This is a genomic window from Streptomyces sp. ISL-98, from assembly GCF_018614055.1.
Lineage (GTDB): Bacteria > Actinomycetota > Actinomycetes > Streptomycetales > Streptomycetaceae > Streptomyces > Streptomyces spiramyceticus.
In genome coordinates, this window is sequence record NZ_JAGGPB010000043.1 from 157367 (window position 1) to 178465 (window position 21099).

The window sequence follows — 21099 nt, forward strand, 5'->3', positions numbered from 1 at the left end:
ATTCCGGGATCGGGCGGCCGCCAATTGTCAGAGCCATAGTGTCCAATGGATCCTGTGCCCGCGCTCGACGAACCACTCAAGAAGACGCTCGGCGGCACCACCGCGAAGGTGATGGCCGAGCACCTCGACCTGCACACGGTCGGCGACCTGCTGCACCACTACCCGCGGCGGTATGCCGAGCGCGGCGAGCTGACGCAGCTCGCCGACCTCCCGCTCGACGAACACGCCACCGTCGTCGCGCAGGTCGCCGACGCCCGCGTCCTGCGGTTCAACAACGGCAAGGGCCAGCGGCTGGAGGTGACCCTCACCGACGGCAGCGGACGGCTCCAGCTGGTCTTCTTCGGCAAGTCGATCTACCACCACCAGAAGGAACTGCTCCCCGGCCGCCGAGGCATGTTCTCCGGCAAGGTCGGCATCTTCCGCAATGTCCGCCAGCTGTCCCACCCGGCGTACGAAATGCTCGGCAAGGACAGCGGCGCGGACGCCGTCGAGGCCTGGGCGAACCAGCTGATCCCGCTCTACCCGGCCTGCGCGCAGATGGAGAGCTGGAAGATCGCCAAGACGGTCGACCTGGTTCTGGCCTCCATGGAAGCCACCGGCTGGCAGGAGGTCGCCGACCCCCTGCCGCCCGCCCTCCGCGAGGGCCGCGGACTCACCGACCTGCCCGACGCGTTCCGCAAAGTCCACCGCCCGCAGACGAAGGTGGACATCGCCGAGGCGCGGGACCGCCTCAAGTGGGACGAGGCGTTCGTCCTCCAAGTCGCCCTCGCCCGGCGCCGGTTCGCCGACACCCAGCTCCCGGCGGTCGCGCGCCGACCCGCCCCCGGCGGCCTGCTCGACGCCTTCGACGCCAAGCTGCCCTTCACCCTCACCGACGGCCAGCAGAAGGTGTCGAAGGAAATCTTCGACGACCTGGCCACCGAACACCCCATGCACCGCCTCCTCCAGGGCGAGGTGGGCAGCGGCAAGACCATGGTCGCGCTGCGCGCGATGCTCGCCGTTGTCGACGCGGGCGGCCAGGCCGCGCTGCTCGCGCCCACCGAGGTGCTCGCCCAGCAGCACCACCGGTCCATCACCGAAATGATGGGCGAGCTGGCCGAGGGCGGAATGCTCGGCGGCGCGGAGCAGGGCACCAAAGTCGTCCTGCTCACCGGCTCCATGGGTATGGCGGCCCGCCGCCAGGCCCTGCTCGACCTGGTCACCGGCGAGGCCGGAATCGTCATCGGTACGCACGCGCTGATCGAGGACAAGGTGCAGTTCCACGACCTCGGCCTGGTCGTCGTCGACGAGCAGCACCGCTTCGGCGTCGAGCAGCGCGACGCCCTGCGCTCCAAGGGGAAGCAGCCCCCGCACCTCCTGGTGATGACGGCGACACCCATCCCGCGCACGGTCGCGATGACCGTCTTCGGCGACCTGGAGACCTCGGTCCTCGACCAGCTCCCGGCCGGCCGCTCGCCGATCGCCACCCATGTCGTCCCGGCCAAGGACAAGCCGCATTTCCTCGCCCGCGCGTGGGAGCGCGTGCGCGAAGAGGTGGAGAGCGGGCATCAGGCGTACGTCGTCTGCCCCCGCATCGGCGACGACGAGGACGAGCCGAAGGGCGCGAAGGCCGCCAAGAAGAAGGCCGCCGCCGACGAGGACCCCGAGAAGCGGCCGCCGCTCGCCGTTCTGGAGATCGCCGACCAGATCGCCTCGGGCCCCCTCAAGGGCCTGCGCGTCGAGGTCCTGCACGGGCGGATGCAGCCCGACGACAAGGACGACGTGATGCGCCGCTTCTCCGCCGGCGATGTGGACGTCCTGGTCGCCACGACCGTCATCGAGGTCGGCGTGAACGTCCCCAACGCCACGGCAATGGTGATCATGGACGCCGACCGGTTCGGCGTATCGCAGCTGCACCAGCTGCGCGGGCGCGTCGGCCGTGGCTCGGCCGCCGGGCTGTGTCTGCTGGTCAGCGAGATGCACGAGGCGAGCCCCGCCCGTGCCCGCCTCGCGGCCGTGGCCGCCACCCTCGACGGTTTCGAGCTCTCCCGTATCGACCTCGAACAGCGCCGCGAGGGCGACGTACTCGGGCAGGCCCAGTCCGGCGTCAGGTCGTCCCTGCGGATGCTCGCCGTCATCGACGACGAGGAGGTCATCGTGGCCGCCCGCGAGGAGGCCGTAGCCGTCGTCACCGAGGACCCCGACCTCGAACGGCTCCCGGAGCTGCGCACCGCGTTGGACGCGCTCCTCGACAAGGAGAGGGAGCAGTACCTGGACAAGGGTTGACAATGGGGGGAGCAGGATCCCCTCCACCCCCACGGCATACGACCCCGAGGACCCGACACCCATGACCCGCGTGATCGCCGGCACGGCCGGCGGACGCCGCCTGGCCGTCCCGCCGGGCAACGGCACCCGCCCCACCTCCGACCGTGCGCGCGAGGGCATGTTCTCCACCTGGGAGTCGCTCCTCGGCTCGCTGGAGGGCATAAGAATCGCCGACCTGTACGCGGGCTCGGGCGCCGTAGGCCTGGAGGCGCTGTCCCGCGGCGCAGTGCACGCCCTCCTCGTCGAGGCCGACGGCCGGGCCGCCCGCACCGTCCGGGACAACGTCCGCACGCTCGGCCTCCCCGGCGCCGAAGTCCGGGCGGGCAAAGCGGAACAGATCGTCACAGGCCCGGCGCCCGAGGCCCCGTACGACGTGGTGTTCCTCGACCCGCCGTACGTCGTCATCGACGACGATCTTCGCGAGATCCTCCTCACACTCCGCACTCAGGGGTGGCTCAAAGACGATGCCCTCGCCACCGTTGAGCGCAGCACAAGAGGTGGCGAATTCAAGTGGCCCAAGGGATTCGAGCCGCTGCGGGCCCGTCGTTACGGCGAGGGCACGCTTTGGTACGGTCGCGCCGCCTCTACGTGCGAAGACGCACGATGACCGGACCGGAGAGCGAGGGACTACAGATGCGCCGCGCCGTCTGTCCCGGGTCATTCGACCCGATCACCAATGGACATCTCGACATCATTGCCCGCGCCTCCAAGCTGTACGACGTCGTACACGTCGCGGTGATGATCAATCAGTCGAAGCAGGGACTGTTCACGATCGAGGAGCGGATCGACCTGATCCGCGAGATCACCGCCGAATTCGGCAATGTCGAGGTCGAGGCCTTCCACGGCCTCCTCGTCGACTTCTGCAAGGAGCGCGACATCCCGGCCATCGTCAAGGGCCTCCGCGCGGTCAGCGACTTCGACTACGAGCTGCAGATGGCCCAGATGAACAACGGCCTCTCGGGCGTCGAGACCCTGTTCGTCCCGACCAACCCCACCTACAGTTTCCTCTCCTCCAGCCTGGTCAAGGAGGTCGCGGCCTGGGGCGGCGACGTCTCCCATCTGGTCCCCCCGAGGGTCCTCGGCGCTCTCACCGAGCGTCTCGCGAAGAAGTGACAATCTGACGGATCGTCACCAGGTGTCGGGCGGGGGCCGACTGCCCGTACAGTCGTCCCGTCCGTCTCCAGCCGGAAGAACAGGTGGCGAGCACACGGTGGACGTGCAGAAGAAGCTCGACGAGATCGTCGAGGCGGTCGGCAGCGCCCGGTCCATGCCCATGTCGGCCTCGTGCGTGGTCAACCGCGCCGATCTGCTCTCGATGCTCGAAGAGGTACGCCAGGCACTGCCGGGCTCCCTCGCACAGGCCCAGGAGCTGATCGGCGGCCGCGAGCAGCTGGCCGAGCAGGCCCGCCAGGAGGCCGAGCGGATCATCGAGTCCGCGCACGCCCAGCGCGGCTCGCTCATCTCCGACACCGAGGTCGCCCGGCGCTCCCAGGAGGAGGCCGACCGCATCCTCGCCGAGGCCCGCCGTGACGCCGAGGAGATCCGCGCCGAGGCCGACGAGTACGTCGACTCCAAGCTCGCGAACTTCGAGGTCGTCCTCACCAAGACCCTCGGCTCCGTCGATCGTGGCCGCGAGAAGCTGCTCGGCAGGGGCCCCGGCCTCGACGAGCAGGGCTACGCCGACGAGGAGGCCCCGGAGCGCAGCCACGACCCGGAGACCCTGCGTCAGCGCGCGGACGAGTACGTCGACACCAAGCTCGGCGCCTTCGAGGCCGTGCTCTCCAAGACGCTCGATGCCGTCGGCCGAGGCAGGCAGAAGCTGCACGGACGCGTGGCCTCGGACGATCTCGGCGCGCACATGGTGGCCCAGGACGGTGCGGGGCAGCAGCACAGCAGCGACGCGGATTTCCTCGCGGACCTCGCCGAGCCGCAGGGCGCACTCACGCCGCAGGACGTGGCGCCGATGGACGTCGCGCCGGTGCCGGTGCCGGAGCAGCCACCGATCCCGGCGCAGCAGCCGTACGACCCGTACGGCTACCAGCAGCCCCAGCAGCCGCAGGACCCCTACGCGTACCAGCAGCACCAGCAGGACCCGTACGCCGGTCAGCAGCAGGACCCGTACGGCTACCAGCAGCAGGACCCCTACGCGTACCAGCAGCAGGGCTACGACCAGGGCTACGGCCAGCAGCCGCAGATGCCCGCACAGCCCCCGCAGCAGGCCGCCGCGCTGGACGAGACCAGCCTCTTCGACACCAGCATGATCGACCTCGATCAGCTGCGGGAGTACGAGCAGGGGCGTTAGGGAGTGTCCGGTCACCGGATTGGGCCCTGAGCGAAGCGTCAAGTATCCTGGCTCTTCGGTCGCGCGTATGACCGCGATCTCGGCTGCCCGTTTCGTTTCTGCGACATGGCGGCCCACCACAGCAATCCGAAAGCAGGAAGACCCCTGAACGCCCACCTCGACCACCGCAACCCCCTCGTGTTCGACACACACGAGCTGGGCCGGCGTCCCGGTGCGCTCCAGCGGTTGACCCGCTCGGTAGTGGCCCCCAAGGACTTCGGTATCGAAGGGGTCGTCGGAGTGCCCGAGGGCGCACCGGTGAATCTCAAGCTCCGCCTCGAATCCGTCATGGAAGGGGTGCTCGTCACAGGCACCGCCCGTGCGACGGCCAAGGGGGAGTGCGTAAGGTGTCTGGAGCCGCTGGAGCTCGACGTTGCAGCGGATTTCCAGGAGATGTTCTCGTACCCTGACGCCGATGACCGGGGCCGCCACAAGGCGGAGCCGGCCGACGACGCCGAGGACGACGAGGACACGCTCTATCTCGAGGACGGCTTGTTCGACCTCGAGACCGTGCTGCGTGACGCGGTAGTGCTCGCACTGCCGATGCAGCCGGTGTGCCGGGAGGACTGCCCCGGCCTGTGCCCCCAGTGCGGGGTCAGGCTGGACGAGAATCCCGATCACAACCATGACGCCGTCGACATTCGTTGGGCGGCACTGCAAGGACTCGCCGGGACCATCCAGGACGGCGAGAAGGACAACATCAGCGGCGCCGCCGAGTCGGGCGTCGACGAGAAGCAGGAGAAGTAGCCGTGGCTGTTCCGAAGCGGAAGATGTCGCGCAGTAACACGCGCCACCGCCGGTCGCAGTGGAAGGCTGCGGTCCCCACCCTGGTTTCGTGTGAGCGTTGCCAGGAGCCGAAGCTGCAGCACATCGCGTGCCCGAGCTGCGGCACCTACAACAAGCGCCAGGTCCTCGAGGTCTGAGCGGCTGGTGAGAGGCACGATGTCTGACGCCAAGGCGGTCAACGCCAAGAAGCAGGCGGAAAACATGGCCTCGTCCCACACGCTTCTGGAAGGGCGGCTCGGGTATCACCTCGAGTCCGCCCTTCTGGTGCGTGCGCTGACCCACCGTTCGTACGCGTACGAGAACGGCGGTCTGCCCACCAACGAGCGCCTCGAGTTCCTCGGGGATTCCGTGCTCGGCCTGGTGGTCACGGACACGCTGTACCGAACCCACCCCGATCTGCCGGAAGGCCAGCTGGCCAAACTGCGGGCCGCGGTGGTCAACTCGCGTGCACTTGCGGAGGTGGGCCGCGGCCTCGAACTCGGCTCCTTCATCCGGCTCGGCCGGGGCGAAGAGGGCACGGGTGGCAGGGACAAGGCATCCATCCTCGCCGACACCCTTGAAGCGGTGATCGGCGCTGTCTATCTCGATCAGGGTCTCGGGGCAGCATCAGAACTGGTGCACCGCCTCTTCGATCCGCTGATCGAAAAGTCTTCGAGCCTCGGTGCCGGCCTGGACTGGAAGACCAGTCTCCAGGAGCTGACCGCGACCGAGGGGCTCGGGGTTCCCGAGTACCTGGTCTCGGAGACAGGACCGGACCACGAGAAGACCTTCACTGCTGCTGCCCGCGTCGGTGGTGTCTCGTACGGCACCGGCACCGGCCGCAGCAAGAAGGAAGCGGAACAGCAGGCGGCGGAGTCCGCGTGGCGTGCGATTCGCACGGCCGCGGACGAGCGCGAGGTGGCGGCCAAGGTCGCCGCCGATGCGCCCACGGCGACCGACGACGCATCGCCGTCGGCCCCGGCCACTGCCTGAGGTACGCAGGCCTTTGCCTCGGTGCCCCCGACCGGATTCCGGTCGGGGGCACCGGGCTATGCTGCATCCGTGCCTGAGCTGCCTGAAGTCGAAGTCGTACGGCGCGGGCTCGAGCGCTGGGTCACCGGCCGCACCGTCTCCGAGGTGCAGGTGCTGCACCCCCGGGCCGTACGCCGCCATCTCGCGGGCGGTGAGGACTTCGCCGTACGCCTCAAGGGGCACCGCATCGGCGCCGCACGTCGCCGCGGCAAGTACCTCTGGCTGCCGCTCGAAGACACCGCCGCGTCCGTGCTCGGCCACCTCGGGATGAGCGGCCAGCTGCTCGTACAGCCGGAGACGGTCCCCGACGAGAAGCACCTGCGCATCCGTATCCGCTTCGACGACGCACTCCACACCGAGCTGCGCTTCGTCGACCAGCGCACCTTCGGCGGGCTGTCGCTGCACGCCAGCACCGCTGACAGCACAGACGGGCTCCCCGACGTCATCGCGCACATCGCACGCGACCCCCTGGACCCGGCCTTCGACGATGCCGCGTTCCATACGGCGCTGCGGCTGCGGCGTACGACCGTCAAGCGCGCCCTGCTCGACCAGTCGCTGATCAGCGGAGTCGGCAACATCTACGCGGACGAGGCGCTGTGGCGCGCGCGGCTGCACTACGAGCGCCCCACCGCGACCCTCACGCGCCCCCGCTCTACCGAGCTCCTCGGCCATGTACGGGACGTCATGAACGCCGCGCTTGCCGTCGGCGGCACCAGCTTCGACAGCCTTTACGTCAACGTGAATGGCGAATCAGGCTATTTCGAGCGGTCGTTGGACGCGTACGGGCGTGAGGACGAGCCCTGTCGCCGGTGCGGTACGCCGATGCGCCGGCGCCCCTGGATGAACCGCTCCAGCTACTTCTGCCCGCGCTGTCAGCGCCCACCCGTCTCCCGCCGCCACCCTCAATAGAGCGCTACGCGCGCCCCTGTTGATCGCCCCGCGTCTCGTCGTAACGCCCGCGCGCTGTCAGGACGTCCGGCATGCGCCCCTCGACCAGTTCGATCAGGGCGTGCAAGCGCTCCGCGATGTCCTGACCCAGCGGCGTCAGCTCGTAGTCGACGCGCGGCGGATTGGTCGGCTGGGCCTGGCGGTGTACGAGCCCGTCCCTCTCCAGCGCGTGCAGCGTCTGCGACAGCATCTTCTCGCTCACGCCGTCGATCCGGCGCCGTAGCTCATTGAAGCGGAACGTCCCCTCGCGCAGAGCTCCGAGGGTGAGGCTGCCCCAGCGCCCCGTCACGTGCTCCAGCGTGGCGCGCGACGGGCAGTCCCGGGAGAACACATCGAACGCGAGATCGTCGCCGCACTGCTGTACGGGGCTGCTGTCCATGCGGTCAGGATACTCTTCCACAGCGCTAACCGCTGGGTTGCGCTTTCTATAAGTTAGTGCTTTCCTTTCGTTATCAGCCCACCGAGCAGTAGTGCCGACGAGGAGCCACCACCGTGACCACCCCCGCTGTTTCGCCCGTTGTCTCGATCGCCTACCACTCCGGCTACGGCCACACCGCGGTCGTCGCCGAGGCCGTCCGGGCCGGAGCCGCCGACGCCGGTGCCACCGCCCACCTGATCAACGTCGGCGAGATCACCGACGCCGAGTGGGAGCTGCTCGACGCCTCCGACGCCATCGTCTTCGGCTCGCCCACCTACATGGGGACCGCCTCCGGCGCCTTCCACCAGTTCGCCGAGGAGACCTCCAAGCGCTGGTTCACGAAGACCTGGCACAACAAGCTGGCGGCCGGCTTCACCAACTCCGGATCCAAGAGCGGCGACAAGCTGCACACGCTCCAGTACTTCCAGACCCTCGCCGCCCAGCACGCCATGCACTGGGTGAACCTCGGCCTGGCGCCCGGCTGGAACTCCACCGAAGGATCCGAGCACGACCTCAACCGCCTCGGCTTCTTCTCCGGAGCCGCGGCCCAGACCAACTCCGACGAGGGTCCCGAGGGCGTACACAAGGCGGACATAGCGACCGCCGAGCACCTCGGCCGCCGCGTCGCCGAGACCGCCAAGGCCTTCGTCGTGGGCCGGGCAGCCGTCGCCGCCTGACCTTCTTGGTGCGCAAACTCAGTACGCAAAAGCAAAGGCCCCCGTCGCCTGGACGGGGGCCTTTCGCTTGACGTGCTGTACGGATCCGTACGGGTGTGTGTACGGGCGCCTCAGAAGCCGAAGTCCTGGGTCCACCAGGGTCCGCCGGAGGCCATGTGCACCCCGACACCCAGGGTCTTGTATTCGCAATTCAGGATGTTCGCGCGGTGGCCGTCGCTGTTCATCCAGGCATCCATCACCGACTGGGCATCGGCCTGGCCGCGGGCTATGTTCTCGCCGCCGAGACCCGAGACGCCCGCCTTCTCGGCGCGGTCCCAGGGGCTTGCCCCGTCCGGGTCGGTGTGGTCGAAGAAGTTGCGCGCGTCCATGTCCTCGCTGAAGGCCTCGGCCAGCGCCGCCAGCGGACCGTCGGCCCGCACCGGGCTGCAGCCGGCCTTCGACCGCTCCTGGTTCACCAGGGTCAGGACGCGGGCCTCGGCGCTCGATTCGGCGCCCGAGTTGTCGGAGTCGCCGGTCCCGTTCCCATTGGACGGAGGCTTCTGCGCCTGGGTCGGCCTGGTGTGCTCCGGCCTCGTGCTCTTCTCGGCCTCGGCAGGCTTGTCCGTCTCGCTGTCCGCGACCGTCTCGCGCTCGGACGGCTTGGCAGAGGGCTCTGCGGAAGGCTTTGCCGAGGGCTTGCCGGGCGCGGGCGACGGCGACTGGGTACGTCCGGAGCGGTCGGCAGCCGGGTCCGACGCGCGGTCCGTCGGCTCTGCGCTGTTGCCGCCCTGCGTGTCGAAGCCGGCGGAACCCCCGGCCTGGACACGGTCGGCGGAGCCGCCCCCGCCCAGGGAGTAGTTGTCGCTGCCGGGCAGCAGTCCGGAAGTGACCGCCACGGCACCCAGGGCCACGGCGGCGGAGACGCCGAGCAGCCCGGTCCGTACGGGCGCGGCCCGCTTCTGACGATGGCGTCCCATCTGCTGTGCCTTCCTCATGGTCGACGTCAACGAATCTCACCCGAATGGATGAGGCTCATTGGGTCGGGACTGTAGCCCATGACGGGTGAGGGAGATGTGCCTCATGGGCAAATGGCCAGCTAGCGTTCAGCCATGAAAGAAGACGTACGGCTCACCGCCTGGGTACGCGGCCGAGTACAGGGAGTGGGCTTCCGTTGGTTCACCAGGGCAAATGCTCTGGAGATCGGCGGCCTCACCGGCTTCGCCCTCAATCTGGAGGACGGCCGGGTGCAGGTTGTCGCCGAGGGCCCGCGTGACAATTGCCACCGTCTGCTGGAGTGGCTTCGCTCCGGCGACACGCCCGGACGCGTCGACGGAGTGACGGAGATATGGGGTACCCCGCGAGGCGGCTACAGCGACTTCGCGACCCGCTGACCGACTCAGCCCGCAGTGGTCGGCCGGACCACCTGCCGGTATACCGCCAGCAGGTGCCCGGGGCAGAAATCACCTGGTGGTTGCCAAGAAACGCTTGCCGTGGAAGGCTGCCGAAGTAAGGATGATCTCCACGCCCCCAGGGCCCCGCAGAAGAGGCGGCACCGCGCATCCCGCGCCTGCCTGCCCCCGGGTTGCCCGCCGATACGGGGCGTGATCGTGTTGACCGTCAAACTTTTTGGTGAGACGCTGGAATCCCCGCGCACCTTAGCTGTTTGGCATTGAGAACAACAGAGATGACAAGCACCGCGGGTGCGATTCCCTCACGACCCACCACCGCTTCGGTCGGTCACTCAGTGTGGAGGACCATCCATCATGGCAAAGGCGCTTCTCGGTTACGTCGGCGGCTCCGACCCGCGACTCCTCGCCGAGATGCGACGGCTTCAGCAGCGCGTCCAGGACCTTGAATCCGAGCTCAACCGGATCCAGTCCGAGAACGACGCACTCAGCGCCGCCGCTCAGCACCGCGGAGACTCGATGCTCGACAGCATCGACATCGACGTACCCCAGGCGGAGCCTGCGCTCACCTGACACGGGTTCGTAAGGAGGACCCGGTCGGGCTGTCCGTATCAGCCAGCCGCTTGAGATCTGTTCAAGATCTATCCAGCAAGACATTACAAGGGACGCCCTGGCGTCCCTTTTTCTTTCCGCCCCGTAGTAGAGCTCTTCCCTTACCGTCTGATGTGCCCTGCACCTTCATGGGTGAAACCGGCGGCGAAAGGTAGAGTGCGGCGGTGCATCTCAAGGCCATGACTCTCCGCGGTTTCAAATCCTTCGCATCGGCCACGACACTGCGGTTCGAACCAGGCATCACCTGCGTCGTCGGACCCAATGGATCAGGCAAGTCCAATGTGGTCGACGCGCTGTCCTGGGTGATGGGTGAGCAGGGGGCCAAGTCGCTGCGCGGCGGCAAGATGGAAGACGTCATCTTCGCCGGGACGACCGGGCGGCCGCCGCTCGGCCGCGCCGAGGTCTCCCTGACCATCGACAACTCCGACGGTGCGCTTCCCATCGACTACGCCGAAGTAACCATTACGCGGATCATGTTCCGCAACGGCGGCAGCGAATACCAGATCAATGGGGATACGTGCCGGCTGCTCGATATCCAGGAGCTGCTCTCCGACTCCGGTATCGGCCGCGAGATGCATGTGATCGTCGGGCAGGGCCAGCTCGACTCCGTACTGCATGCCGATCCAATGGGCCGCAGGGCTTTCATCGAAGAAGCCGCCGGCGTTCTGAAGCACCGCAAGCGGAAAGAGAAAGCGCTGCGGAAGCTCGACGCGATGCAGGCCAATCTCTCGCGGGTGCAGGACCTCACCGACGAACTGCGGCGGCAGCTCAAGCCGTTGGGCCGCCAGGCCGCGGTGGCGCGGCGGGCCGCCGTCATCCAGGCCGACCTGCGCGACTCCCGCCTGCGGCTGCTCGCCGACGACCTCGTGAAGCTGCGCGAGGCGCTGCGGACCGAGATCGCCGACGAGGCCGCCCTCAAGGAGCGCAAGGACGCCGCCGAGGCGCAGCTGAAGGCCGCACTGGTGCGCGAGGCCGAGCTGGAGGAAGAGGTACGCCGCCTTGCGCCGCGGCTGCAGCGGGCCCAGCAGACCTGGTACGAGCTGTCGCAGCTGGCCGAGCGGGTGCGCGGCACCGTCTCGCTGGCCGACGCCCGGGTGAAGAGCGCGACGGCCGCGCCTCCGGAGGAGCGGCGCGGGCCGGGATTCAGAGACCCTGAAAGCATGGAGCGCGAAGCTGCCAGGGTGCGTGAGCAGGAGGCGGAGCTTGAGGCCGCGCTGGAGGCGGCCCAGCGGGCGCTGGAGGACACGGTCGAGCACCGGGCCGATCTTGAGCGTGAGTTGGCGGCCGAGGAGCGCAGGCTCAAGGACGCGGCCCGGGCCATCGCCGACCGGCGCGAGGGCCTCGCCCGGCTGCACGGGCAGGTCAACGCGGCCCGTAGCAGGGCCGGTTCGGCGCAGGCCGAGATCGACCGGCTGGCCGCAGCGCGCGACGCGGCCCAGGAGCGGGCGGTCGCGGCGCAGGAGGAGTACGAGCAGCTCAAGGCCGAGGTCGACGGCCTGGACGCCGGTGACGCGGAGCTGGGTGAGCGGCACGACGAGGCGAAGCGGGAGCTGGCCGAGGCCGAGGCGGAGCTCGGGGCGGCCAGGGAGGCGGTCACCGCGGCCGAGCGCAAGCGGGCCGCCACGTCCGCCCGACACGATGCGCTGGCCCTGGGGCTGCGCCGTAAGGACGGGACGGGCGTACTGCTCGCCGCGCACGACCGGCTCGCGGGCCTGCTGGGCCCGGCGGCGGAGCTCCTCACGGTGACCCCGGGCTTCGAGGTTCCGGTGGCGGCGGCGCTGGGAGCGGCCGCCGACGCGATTGCCGTGACCGACCCGGCGACGGCAGCCGAAGCGATCCGCCTCCTGCGCAAGCAGGACGCCGGCCGGGCGGCGCTGCTGATGGGGGGCGCGCGGGGTGCGGGTGCGCCCGGCGTACCGAGCCAGGGGGCGGCGGCGGATGCGTCGGCTGCCCACCCGGCGTCCGTGACTCTGCCGGAGCAGGATACGGGCGGCACGGAATGGGAGGCGGATGTTCCGGCGCGGGGAGCGGTGCGCGCCCGGACGGGCTCGGCGGACGCGATGGAAGCAGCCGTGGCCGGAGCCGACGGCGGGCCTCTGGTCGGTACGGAGCCTGCGCGTGCGTCGGCAGAAGCGATCCGCCCTGCACAGACAGGAGCAGTCTCTGCCGAGGACGATGCCGGCGTGGTCGAGTCGGCTGCTGGCGCGGAACCTCGGCGGGTGGCCGCCGCTGCGATTCCTGCCGGACGCGGCGAGGCGCCCGGCGCGGGACCGGGCCGGGAGCTGCCCGGACAAAGGGCCGGTTTTGCTGCGCACGCGCACGAGCCGCTGCCGGTTGCCGAACTGGTGCGGGGGCCCGCGGACTTGATGCGCGCCGTCCAGCGGCTCGTACGGGACATGGTCGTCGTCGGGACGCTGGAAGACGCCGAGGACCTGGTCGCCGCGCAGCCCGGGCTCACCGCTGTGACCGCAGAGGGCGACGTACTCGGGACGCACTTCGCGCACGGCGGTTCCGCGGGGGCGCCGAGCCTCCTCGAAGTGCAGGCGTCGGTCGACGAGGCCGCCGCCGACCTGGAGGAGCTGGCCGTACGGTGCGAGGAGCTGGCCGGGGCGCAGCGCCGGGCGGCGGAGCGGCGTACCGCGTGTGCCGCGCTTGTCGAGGACTTGGGGGAGCGTCGCCGAGCCGCCGACCGGGAGAAGTCCGGGGTCGCGCAGCAGCTCGGCCGCCTCGCGGGACAGGCGCGCGGCGCCGCCGGGGAGGCCGAGCGGTCCGCCGCCGCGGCGGCCAAGGCCCAGGACGCGCTGGAGCGGGCCACCGAGGAGGCCGAGGAGCTGGCGGAGCGGCTGCTCGTGGCCGAGGAGGCGCCCGTACAGGAGGAGCCGGACACGTCCGTACGGGACCGGCTGGCGGCCGACGGTGCCAATGCCCGGCAGACCGAGATGGAGGCCCGGCTTCAGGTCCGTACGCACGAGGAGCGCGTGAAGGGGCTCGCGGGGCGGGCGGACGCGCTCGACCGCGGGGCGCGCGCCGAGCGTGAGGCGCGGGCGCGCGCCGACGAGCGGCGTGCCCGGCTGCGGCACGAGGCGCAGGTGGCGGCGGCCGTCGCGTCCGGTGCGCGCCAGCTGCTGGCTCATGTCGAGGTGTCGCTCGTACGGGCGGACCAGGAGCGGGCCGCGGCCGAGGCGGCCAAGGCGGAACGCGAGAGCGACCTGGTCGCGGAGCGCGGCCGGGGGCGGGAGCTCAAGGGCGAACTCGACAAGCTGACGGACTCGGTCCACCGGGGCGAGGTGCTCGGGGCGGAGAAGCGGCTGCGCATCGAGCAGCTGGAGACCAGGGCGCTGGAGGAGCTGGGGGTGGAACCGGCGGGGCTGGTGGCGGAGTACGGGCCCGCTCAGGCCGTTCCGCCGTCGCCGCCGGCCGAGGGCGAAGAGCTGCCAGACGACCCGGACCACCCGCGCAACCAGCCCCGGCCGTTCGTACGCGCCGAGCAGGAGAAGCGGCTGAAGGCGGCCGAACGGGCGTACCAGCAGCTCGGGAAGGTCAACCCGCTCGCCCTCGAGGAATTCGCGGCTCTGGAGGAACGGCACAAGTTCCTCTCCGAGCAGCTTGAAGACCTGAAGAAGACGCGGACCGACCTGATGCAGGTGGTCAGGGAGGTCGACGAGCGCGTCGAGCAGGTCTTCAGCGAGGCATTCCGGGACACGGCGCGGGAGTTCGAAGGCGTCTTCTCGCGGCTCTTCCCCGGCGGTGAGGGACGGCTGATCCTGACGGATCCCGACAACATGCTCACCACGGGTGTGGACGTCGAGGCCAGGCCGCCGGGCAAGAAGGTCAAGCGGCTTTCGTTGCTGTCGGGCGGTGAGCGGTCGCTGACCGCCGTGGCCATGCTGGTGTCGATCTTCAAGGCCAGGCCGAGCCCGTTCTATGTGATGGACGAGGTCGAGGCCGCGCTCGACGACACCAATCTGCAGCGCCTGATCCGGATCATGGAGGAGCTCCAGGAGAGCTCCCAGCTGATCGTGATCACGCACCAGAAGCGGACGATGGAAGTCGCCGACGCGCTGTACGGCGTCTCCATGCAGGGGGACGGCGTCTCCAAGGTCATCAGCCAGCGTCTTCGCTGATCAGGCACCTGATCTTCAAATCTTGAACATAAGTGGTCCAGGCCGGGTGACTGTTCGGCACACCACACCCTCTTGACTTCGAAACTTGAAGGCATAGTCTCTGCAACGTTGTTTTTACCTTCAAGTGGTGGGCGGCTTGACGCGGCCAGGCCCCAGGAGTTCATGTGACCAGCACTGCGCAACCGCCGGTGTCCGGAGCCCGCGAGGCCCACCCGGAACACCTCGGCCACGTCATCTTCATCACGGCCGCGGCCGCGATGGGCGGCTTCCTCTTCGGCTACGACAGTTCCGTGATCAACGGCGCCGTCGAAGGCATCCGGGGCAAGTACGACATCGGCTCGGGCACACTCGCCCAGGTCATCGCCATCGCGTTGATCGGTTGTGCCATCGGCGCCGCGACCGCGGGCCGTCTCGCCGACCGTATCGGCCGCATCCGCGTGATGCAGATCGCCGCCGTCCTGTTCACGGTCAGCGCGGTCGGCTCGGCCCTCCCGTTCTCGCTGTGGGACCTCGCCATGTGGCGGGTGCTCGGCGGTATCGCGATCGGTATGGCATCGGTGATCGGCCCGGCGTACATCGCCGAGGTCGCGCCCGCCGCGTACCGCGGCCGTCTCGGCGCCTTCCAGCAGGCCGCGATCGTGATCGGCATCGCCGTCTCGCAGCTCGTCAACTGGGGCCTGCTCAACGCGGCCGACGGCGACCAGCGCGGAGACCTGTTCGGCATCGAGGCCTGGCAGGTCATGCTCGGCGTGATGGTCGTCCCGGCCGTCCTCTACGGACTGCTGTCCTTCGCCATCCCCGAGTCGCCCCGCTTCCTCATCTCGGCCGGCCGCATCGACCAGGCCAAGACGGTCCTCGCCGAAGTCGAGGGCAAGGACATCGACCTCGACGCGCGCATCGCCGAGATCGAGCTGGCGATGCACAGCGAGCACAAGTCCACCTTCAGGGACCTGCTGGGCAGCCGCTTCGGCTTCCTGCCCATCGTCTGGGTCGGCATCGGGCTCTCGGTCTTCCAGCAGCTCGTCGGCATCAACGTCGCCTTCTACTACTCCGCGACGCTGTGGCAGTCGGTGGGCATCGACCCGAGCGCCTCGTTCTTCTACTCGTTCACCACGTCGATCATCAACATCATCGGCACCGTGATCGCCATGGTCTTCGTCGACCGGATCGGCCGCAGGCCGCTCGCGCTCATCGGCTCGGCCGGCATGGCGCTCGCCCTCGCCCTCGAAGCCTGGGCCTTCTCCGCCGACCTGATCGACGGCACGCTGCCGCACACCCAGGGCATCGTCGCGCTGATCGCGGCCCACGTCTTCGTGCTCTTCTTCGCACTCTCGTGGGGTGTCGTCGTCTGGGTCTTCCTCGGCGAGATGTTCCCGAACCGGATCCGCGCCGCCGCTCTCGGTGTCGCCGCGTCCGCCCAGTGGGTCGCCAACTGGGCGATCACCGCGAGCTTCCCGAGCCTCGCCGACTGGAACCTCTCGGGGACGTACGTGATCTACACAGTCTTCGCCGTGCTCTCGATCCCCTTCGTGCTCAAGTTCGTGAAGGAGACCAAGGGCAAGGCGTTGGAGGAGATGGGCTAAATTCCCCGCCGCCCCTCTCCTCGATCACGTACTGCCCCGGCTCATCCCTTGAGCCGGGGCAGTACGTTTTCCGCGAAGAGGTGCAGGCTGCGCCAGCCCTCGTCGACCGGCATCCCGCCGCACAGCGGATGCAGTACGAGGCTGTCGCCGGAGAGCGCCGCGCACTCGTCCGGAGTGACGACGCGGTACACACCTTCGCGGCGCAGCGCGTCGACGCTGGTCGCGGTGGAACGTACGGCCGACGTGATGTCCTTGGACTGCCAGGAGGCGTACGTCTGCGCCTCGTGCAGGAAATGCTCGCCGTACAGGGCCCAGGTACGGTCCGGATCCTCCGCGACATGCAGCAGCGGCGTCTTCGCCGCCGGCATCATGCAAAAGCCGTCGGTCCCGAACTCCGCCCGCTGCGCGTGGTAGTACGCCTCCAGCTCGGGCAGATGCGCGCTCGGGAAGAACGGCAGCCCGAAGCGGGCGGCACGCCGGGCAGCGGCCTGCGAGGAGCCGCCGATCAGCAGCATGGGATGCGGCTGGGTGTACGGGCGAGGGGTGACGCGGACGCTGCGGCCGCGGAACGGGAAGGGCTCACCGGTCCACGCCTGGAGCAGGGTGTCCAGCAGCTCGTCCTGGAGCTTGCCGCGCCTGCCCCAGTCGGCGCCCAGCTGCTCGTACTCCTCCGGCCGGTAACCGATGCCCGCGACCGTGACCAGCCGCCCCTTGCTGATCAGGTCGAGTACGGCGATGTCCTCGGCCAGCCGCAGCGGGTCGTACAGCGGCCCGATGATCGCCGAGACGGTCACCGAGATGCGCCGCGTCGCACCGAAGACCGAGCCCGCGAAGACGAACGGGGAGGGGAGCCAGCCGTTGGCGGCGCCGTGGTGCTCCTCGGTCTGGACGGTGTCGATGCCGCGGTCGTCGGCGTACGCGGCCATCTCCAGGGCGGCCCGGTAGCGGGCCGAGAGCGTCTCGGGTGTCGCGTCGGGATCGACGAGATTGAAGCGGACCACTGTGAAGGCCATGACGAAACGTCCCCCTCCGCCGGGTGTCGATGTGGCGAAGGGGGACGTTAGTTGACGTTTCGTCAGATGGACAGGGTTCCGGCGGGCTCGGACTCGGGCTCGGCATCCTTGCTCGTGCCGGACTCCGGCGCCCCGGCCGCGGGCTTCTGCCTCGGCAGCACGGCGTACAGCAGAGCCGCCACGACGATCGTCGCCGCCCAGCCCAGGCCGTTGCGCCCGATCCAGGAGCCGGCGAGCGGTCCGCTGAACCAGTCGACCTTGGTGAAGAGCATGCCCACCACCAGGGCGATGCCCCACGCGGCCATGGCCTGCCAGGCGAAGCCGCCCCGGTACCAGTAGGCGCTGGTGCGCTTGGTGTCCATCAGCGCGTCACCGTCGTACGTACGACGGCTCAGCATGTCCACGCCGAAGACGCCGATCCACGCCGAGAACGCCACCGCGAGCAGCGTCAGGAAGGAGATGAACGAGCCGAAGAAGCTGGTCGCCACCACCATCAGCAGGAAGCCGAAGATCAGGCTGATGACCGCGTTCACGCTCACGGCCCAGGCGCGCGGCACGTTGATGCCCAGCGTCTGTGCGGTGAAGCCCGCCGAGTACATCGACATCGAGTTGATCAGCAGCATGCCGATCAGGGCGATGAGGAGATACGGAACGGCGATCCAGTTCGGCAGCAGCTCGCCGATGAAGGACACCGGGTCGGAGGCCGACGCCAGGTCCGGTGTACTGACGGCCATCACCGCGCCCATCAGCACCATCGGCAGGACGACGACGCCCGCGCCACCGATGGTCGTGCCGACCAGGCCCTTGCCCGACGCCGTACGCGGAAGGTAGCGGGTGAAGTCCGGGCCCGACGGAACCCAGCTGATGCCGCCGGCCGCGATGGTGCCGATGCCCGCGATCATCATCGCGGTCGAGCCGGCCGGCTTGGAGAAGACGGCGGACCAGTCGGTGTCGGCGATCAGATAGACCAGCACGAGAACGCTGAACGCGCCGAAGAGGTACGTCGACCAGGTGCTGCACCGGCGCAGGGCATTGATGCCCAGACCGGAGACGAGGAACGTGCAGCCGACGAAGAGCAGCAGCGTCACGACGATCAGCACGGTGTTGCTCTTGATCCCGAAGAGCAGGTCGAGCACGGTCAGCACGGCGTACGCACCGGTCACCGCGTTGATCGTTTCCCAGCCCCAGCGTGCGATCCAGATCAGCGAGCCGGGGAAGAGGTTGCCCCGCTGGCCGAAGACCGCCCGGGAGAGCGCCATGCCGGGGGAGCCGCCGCGCTTGCCCGCGATGGAGATCAGGCCGACGAGCCCGTACGAGACGACTGGCGCCGCGACGGCGACGGTCAGGACCTGCCAGATGTTCAGCTTGTTGAACACCACCAGACCCGCGCCCATGGTGAGAAGAAGCACGCTGATGTTGGCGGCGACCCAGGTGGGGAAGAGCTCGCGCACGCGGCCCGAGCGCTCGTCGTCGGGGACGGGCTCAAGACCGCGGGTCTCTATCGCGCCCTCGGGCTCCGGGGCGGACGTTTCAGGCATGGGGGAACTCCGTGCAGGGGGGGGAACAGCATCTTACGGGCACACCAACGTACGGTCAGCCCAAAAGGTCCAAAACGACGCCCCAACCCTCGTGTGATCCTCCGAGAACGCTCCTCGGGCATGAGCGTGACTGATACTGGGTGAGTTATGGAAATCGTCATCCTTGCTGTAGTCATCGCCCTGGTCGTGATCGGCGCGATCAGCGGGCTCGTGGTCAGCAGCCGCAAGAAGAAGCAGCTGCCGCCCGCAGCGCCGCCGAGCGCGCCGACCGTCACTGCCCCGCCCGCCGAACCGCAGGTCGGCGAGGACGCGGCGCCACCGCGCGACGAAGTGCGCAGGACCATCGAGGAGGTGGACCTCCCCGACGCCCCGACGGCCGTCAAGGAGCCCGTCAGCCTCGAGGACCTGATCGCCGCCGAGCCTCTCGCGCCCGAGATCGAGATCCCCGAACCCACCGCCGGTCGCCTCGTGCGGCTGCGCGCCCGCCTCGCCCGCTCGCAGAACACGCTCGGCAAGGGTCTGCTGACCCTGCTCTCCCGCGAGCACCTCGACGAGGACACCTGGGAGGAGATCGAGGACACGCTGCTCACCGCGGACGTCGGCGTGGCCCCCACCCAGGAATTGGTCGACCGGCTGCGCGAGCGCGTACGGGTGCTCGGCACGCGGACGCCGGAGGAGCTGCGCACATTGCTCCGCGAGGAGCTCCTGAACCTGCTCGGTACGGACATGGACCGCGTCGTCAGGACCGAGAGCGACACCGACACCCCCGGCGTGATCATGGTCGTCGGTGTCAACGGCACCGGTAAGACCACGACCACCGGCAAGCTCGCCCGCGTCCTGGTGGCCGACGGCCGCAGCGTGGTGCTGGGCGCGGCGGACACCTTCCGCGCGGCCGCCGCCGACCAGCTCCAGACCTGGGGCGAACGGGTCGGCGCGCGTACGGTGCGCGGGCCCGAGGGCGGCGACCCCGCGTCGATCGCCTTCGATGCGGTGAAGGAAGGTATCGCCGAGGGCGCCGACGTCGTACTCATCGACACGGCGGGCCGCCTGCACACCAAGACCGGGCTCATGGACGAGCTCGGCAAGGTCAAGCGCGTCGTGGAGAAGCACGGCCCGCTGGACGAGGTGCTGCTGGTACTGGACGCGACGACCGGCCAGAACGGTCTGGTGCAGGCGCGCGTCTTCGCCGAGGTCGTGGACATCACCGGCATCGTGCTGACGAAGCTGGACGGCACGGCGAAGGGCGGCATCGTGATCGCGGTCCAGCGCGAGCTGGGCGTACCGGTGAAGCTGGTGGGCCTGGGCGAGGGCGCGGACGACCTGGCGCCGTTCGAGCCGGAGGCGTTCGTGGATGCGCTGATCGGCGACTGAGCGGGTCCTCCCGACGCCCTTGAGGGGCTTCGGGAAGGTGCGGGGTGGGGAGAGGAAAACGCCCCACCCCGCAGTCATGTCACGAGGCAGGTGGGCGGCGGTGGCAGATGTACGCCAGCGTGCCGAGCAGCAGCCGGGCCTGCGGCGGCGCCTCCGCCGTGTCCAGCGCCGGCGGACGCAGCCAGCGGACGGGGCCCAGGCCGCCGAAGTCGGACGGCGGCGCCGTGACGTGGTCGCCGGGACCCAGACCGCGCAGGTCGAGGTCCGCGTCGTCCCACCCCATCCGGTAGAGCAGCTGGGGAAGCTCGGCGGCGGCTCCGGGGGCGACGAAGAAGTGGGCCCGGCCATCAGGTGTGGCGGCCACCGGGCCGAGCGGCAGTCCCATCCGCTCCAGCCGTACGAGCGCGCGGCGCCCCGCCGCCTCCGCGACGTCGAGGACGTCGAAGGAGCGCCCGACGGGCAGCATCATCGCCGCACCCGGGAACCCGGACCAGGTGCGCGTGACCTCGTCGAGGGTGGCCCCCGCCGGTACTTCGGGCGCGAAGCCCAGGGGATGGGCGCCGGGCGCCCGGCACGACGTATCGCCGCACGAGCACTCCCGCGGCGCCGAGTTCCCGGAACCCCCGGCCGCCGCTCTCGCGCCCGGGACAACTGCCCAGCCCCAAAGCCCGGTGTACTCCGCCACCGTTGTGCACTCTGATGTGCGGCCGCGGCGCCGTGAGCCGGACCGCATTTCCCGGCCGATCGTGAAGCCCATGCCCCCTCCAACGGGTCCAGTGCACCGGTGGTTACGACTGGTTACGACAGGAGCCGTGTCGTGCCGCTCCTCTCCGCTGCCACCGCCCTGTCCTGCGGCGCGCAGTGTCACAAAGGGTGGTGCGGCCCAGCCCGCGCGCTCCGGCGCGCATCGCCCACCAGCCCCTGGTCGTCGTATGTCAAGTGAATCGCGCCCGGCCGGAACCGAGTTCATTCGAAGGGGTGGCGAATG

The 21099-nt window shown here is 69.6% G+C and carries 19 protein-coding genes; 14 read left to right on the forward strand and 5 right to left on the reverse strand.

Annotated elements, in window-relative coordinates; genetic code table 11:
• Positions 1-45 precede the first annotated feature (45 nt).
• The 8 genes from recG to mutM all read left to right on the forward strand — a co-directional run bounded on the left by recG (position 46) and on the right by mutM (position 7351).
• Positions 46-2265 carry an ATP-dependent DNA helicase RecG gene (gene recG / locus J7I98_RS27790; RefSeq protein ID WP_214927726.1) on the forward strand — a complete coding sequence of 740 codons (2220 nt, stop codon included), beginning with the start codon at positions 46-48 and terminating at the stop codon, positions 2263-2265.
• 61 nt (positions 2266-2326) lie between these two features.
• Entirely contained in the window at positions 2327-2911 is a 585-nt protein-coding gene (gene rsmD, locus J7I98_RS27795; protein WP_214927737.1) for a 16S rRNA (guanine(966)-N(2))-methyltransferase RsmD, read from the forward strand.
• A 26-nt stretch (positions 2912-2937) separates the two neighbouring features.
• Positions 2938-3417 carry a pantetheine-phosphate adenylyltransferase gene (gene coaD, locus J7I98_RS27800; protein WP_274562968.1) on the forward strand — a complete coding sequence of 160 codons (480 nt, stop codon included), beginning with the start codon at positions 2938-2940 and terminating at the stop codon, positions 3415-3417.
• A gap of 97 nt (positions 3418-3514) precedes the next feature.
• Positions 3515-4606, forward strand: a complete 1092-nt coding sequence (locus tag J7I98_RS27805) for an ATP synthase F0 subunit B (RefSeq protein ID WP_214927754.1) — start codon at positions 3515-3517, stop codon at positions 4604-4606.
• A 105-nt stretch (positions 4607-4711) separates the two neighbouring features.
• Positions 4712-5392 carry a DUF177 domain-containing protein gene (locus tag J7I98_RS27810; RefSeq protein WP_214927756.1) on the forward strand — a complete coding sequence of 227 codons (681 nt, stop codon included), beginning with the start codon at positions 4712-4714 and terminating at the stop codon, positions 5390-5392.
• A 2-nt stretch (positions 5393-5394) separates the two neighbouring features.
• Positions 5395-5568, forward strand: coding sequence for a 50S ribosomal protein L32 (rpmF, locus tag J7I98_RS27815; RefSeq protein ID WP_003965982.1), 174 nt, complete (start codon positions 5395-5397; stop codon positions 5566-5568).
• A 7-nt stretch (positions 5569-5575) separates the two neighbouring features.
• Complete coding sequence (gene rnc, locus J7I98_RS27820) at positions 5576-6403, forward strand: ribonuclease III (RefSeq protein WP_214927770.1); 828 nt, start codon at positions 5576-5578, stop codon at positions 6401-6403.
• A gap of 69 nt (positions 6404-6472) precedes the next feature.
• Complete coding sequence (mutM, locus tag J7I98_RS27825; RefSeq protein WP_214927771.1) at positions 6473-7351, forward strand: bifunctional DNA-formamidopyrimidine glycosylase/DNA-(apurinic or apyrimidinic site) lyase; 879 nt, start codon at positions 6473-6475, stop codon at positions 7349-7351.
• A 4-nt stretch (positions 7352-7355) separates the two neighbouring features.
• Here the strand turns inward: mutM and J7I98_RS27830 are convergent, their stop codons facing one another.
• On the reverse strand, positions 7356-7769 hold the full coding sequence (locus J7I98_RS27830; protein ID WP_214927772.1) for a helix-turn-helix domain-containing protein: 414 nt from the start codon (positions 7767-7769) through the stop codon (positions 7356-7358).
• 113 nt (positions 7770-7882) lie between these two features.
• On the opposite strand from J7I98_RS27830, the gene J7I98_RS27835 reads away from it, so the two are divergent.
• Positions 7883-8485: a flavodoxin family protein gene (locus J7I98_RS27835; protein ID WP_214927773.1), complete on the forward strand. Its 603-nt coding sequence runs from the start codon at positions 7883-7885 to the stop codon at positions 8483-8485.
• A gap of 110 nt (positions 8486-8595) precedes the next feature.
• Here the strand turns inward: J7I98_RS27835 and J7I98_RS27840 are convergent, their stop codons facing one another.
• Positions 8596-9441 (reverse strand): CAP domain-containing protein, encoded by an 846-nt coding sequence (locus J7I98_RS27840; protein ID WP_251021268.1) that lies wholly within the window; start codon positions 9439-9441, stop codon positions 8596-8598.
• Between the two features lie 132 nt (positions 9442-9573).
• Here J7I98_RS27840 and J7I98_RS27845 point away from each other — a divergent pair, with 132 nt between their 5' ends.
• The 4 genes from J7I98_RS27845 to J7I98_RS27860 all read left to right on the forward strand — a co-directional run bounded on the left by J7I98_RS27845 (position 9574) and on the right by J7I98_RS27860 (position 16189).
• Entirely contained in the window at positions 9574-9855 is a 282-nt protein-coding gene (locus J7I98_RS27845; protein ID WP_214927775.1) for an acylphosphatase, read from the forward strand.
• A gap of 372 nt (positions 9856-10227) precedes the next feature.
• Positions 10228-10443, forward strand: coding sequence for a hypothetical protein (locus tag J7I98_RS27850; RefSeq protein ID WP_214927776.1), 216 nt, complete (start codon positions 10228-10230; stop codon positions 10441-10443).
• 203 nt (positions 10444-10646) lie between these two features.
• A complete protein-coding gene (locus J7I98_RS27855) occupies positions 10647-14606 on the forward strand; it encodes an AAA family ATPase (RefSeq protein WP_214927777.1) in 3960 nt (1319 codons plus the stop codon).
• Between the two features lie 164 nt (positions 14607-14770).
• Positions 14771-16189 (forward strand): sugar porter family MFS transporter, encoded by a 1419-nt coding sequence (locus J7I98_RS27860; RefSeq protein ID WP_214927778.1) that lies wholly within the window; start codon positions 14771-14773, stop codon positions 16187-16189.
• A gap of 41 nt (positions 16190-16230) precedes the next feature.
• On the opposite strand, the gene J7I98_RS27865 is transcribed toward J7I98_RS27860, so the two are convergent.
• Together J7I98_RS27865 and J7I98_RS27870 are read right to left on the reverse strand one after the other, a co-directional pair.
• Positions 16231-17202: an LLM class flavin-dependent oxidoreductase gene (locus J7I98_RS27865; RefSeq protein WP_214927779.1), complete on the reverse strand. Its 972-nt coding sequence runs from the start codon at positions 17200-17202 to the stop codon at positions 16231-16233.
• Between the two features lie 62 nt (positions 17203-17264).
• Positions 17265-18740: a cytosine permease gene (locus J7I98_RS27870; protein WP_214927780.1), complete on the reverse strand. Its 1476-nt coding sequence runs from the start codon at positions 18738-18740 to the stop codon at positions 17265-17267.
• 147 nt (positions 18741-18887) lie between these two features.
• Between J7I98_RS27870 and ftsY the strand changes: the two genes are divergently transcribed.
• The gene (gene ftsY / locus J7I98_RS27875; RefSeq protein WP_214927781.1) at positions 18888-20111 is read left to right on the forward strand and encodes a signal recognition particle-docking protein FtsY; all 1224 of its coding nucleotides are present in this window, start codon (positions 18888-18890) and stop codon (positions 20109-20111) included.
• Positions 20112-20190: 79 nt separating this feature from the next.
• Here ftsY and J7I98_RS27880 read toward each other — a convergent pair whose 3' ends face one another.
• The gene (locus J7I98_RS27880; RefSeq protein WP_214927782.1) at positions 20191-20868 is read right to left on the reverse strand and encodes a bifunctional DNA primase/polymerase; all 678 of its coding nucleotides are present in this window, start codon (positions 20866-20868) and stop codon (positions 20191-20193) included.
• Positions 20869-21099 lie beyond the last annotated feature (231 nt).

Excerpts from the sequence above, each read along its gene's own strand:
- recG (WP_214927726.1), top strand. The coding sequence starts at position 46 with ATGGATCCTGTGCCCGCGCTCGACGAACCACTCAAGAAGACGCTCGGC.
- rsmD (WP_214927737.1), top strand. The coding sequence starts at position 2,327 with ATGACCCGCGTGATCGCCGGCACGGCCGGCGGACGCCGCCTGGCCGTC.
- coaD (WP_274562968.1), top strand. The coding sequence starts at position 2,938 with ATGCGCCGCGCCGTCTGTCCCGGGTCATTCGACCCGATCACCAATGGA.
- J7I98_RS27810 (WP_214927756.1), top strand. The coding sequence starts at position 4,712 with ATGGCGGCCCACCACAGCAATCCGAAAGCAGGAAGACCCCTGAACGCC.
- J7I98_RS27830 (WP_214927772.1), bottom strand. The coding sequence starts at position 7,769 with ATGGACAGCAGCCCCGTACAGCAGTGCGGCGACGATCTCGCGTTCGAT.
- J7I98_RS27840 (WP_251021268.1), bottom strand. The coding sequence starts at position 9,441 with ATGGGACGCCATCGTCAGAAGCGGGCCGCGCCCGTACGGACCGGGCTG.
- J7I98_RS27845 (WP_214927775.1), top strand. The coding sequence starts at position 9,574 with ATGAAAGAAGACGTACGGCTCACCGCCTGGGTACGCGGCCGAGTACAG.
- J7I98_RS27850 (WP_214927776.1), top strand. The coding sequence starts at position 10,228 with ATGGCAAAGGCGCTTCTCGGTTACGTCGGCGGCTCCGACCCGCGACTC.
- J7I98_RS27865 (WP_214927779.1), bottom strand. The coding sequence starts at position 17,202 with ATGGCCTTCACAGTGGTCCGCTTCAATCTCGTCGATCCCGACGCGACA.
- J7I98_RS27870 (WP_214927780.1), bottom strand. The coding sequence starts at position 18,740 with ATGCCTGAAACGTCCGCCCCGGAGCCCGAGGGCGCGATAGAGACCCGC.
- ftsY (WP_214927781.1), top strand. The coding sequence starts at position 18,888 with ATGGAAATCGTCATCCTTGCTGTAGTCATCGCCCTGGTCGTGATCGGC.
- J7I98_RS27880 (WP_214927782.1), bottom strand. The coding sequence starts at position 20,868 with ATGGGCTTCACGATCGGCCGGGAAATGCGGTCCGGCTCACGGCGCCGC.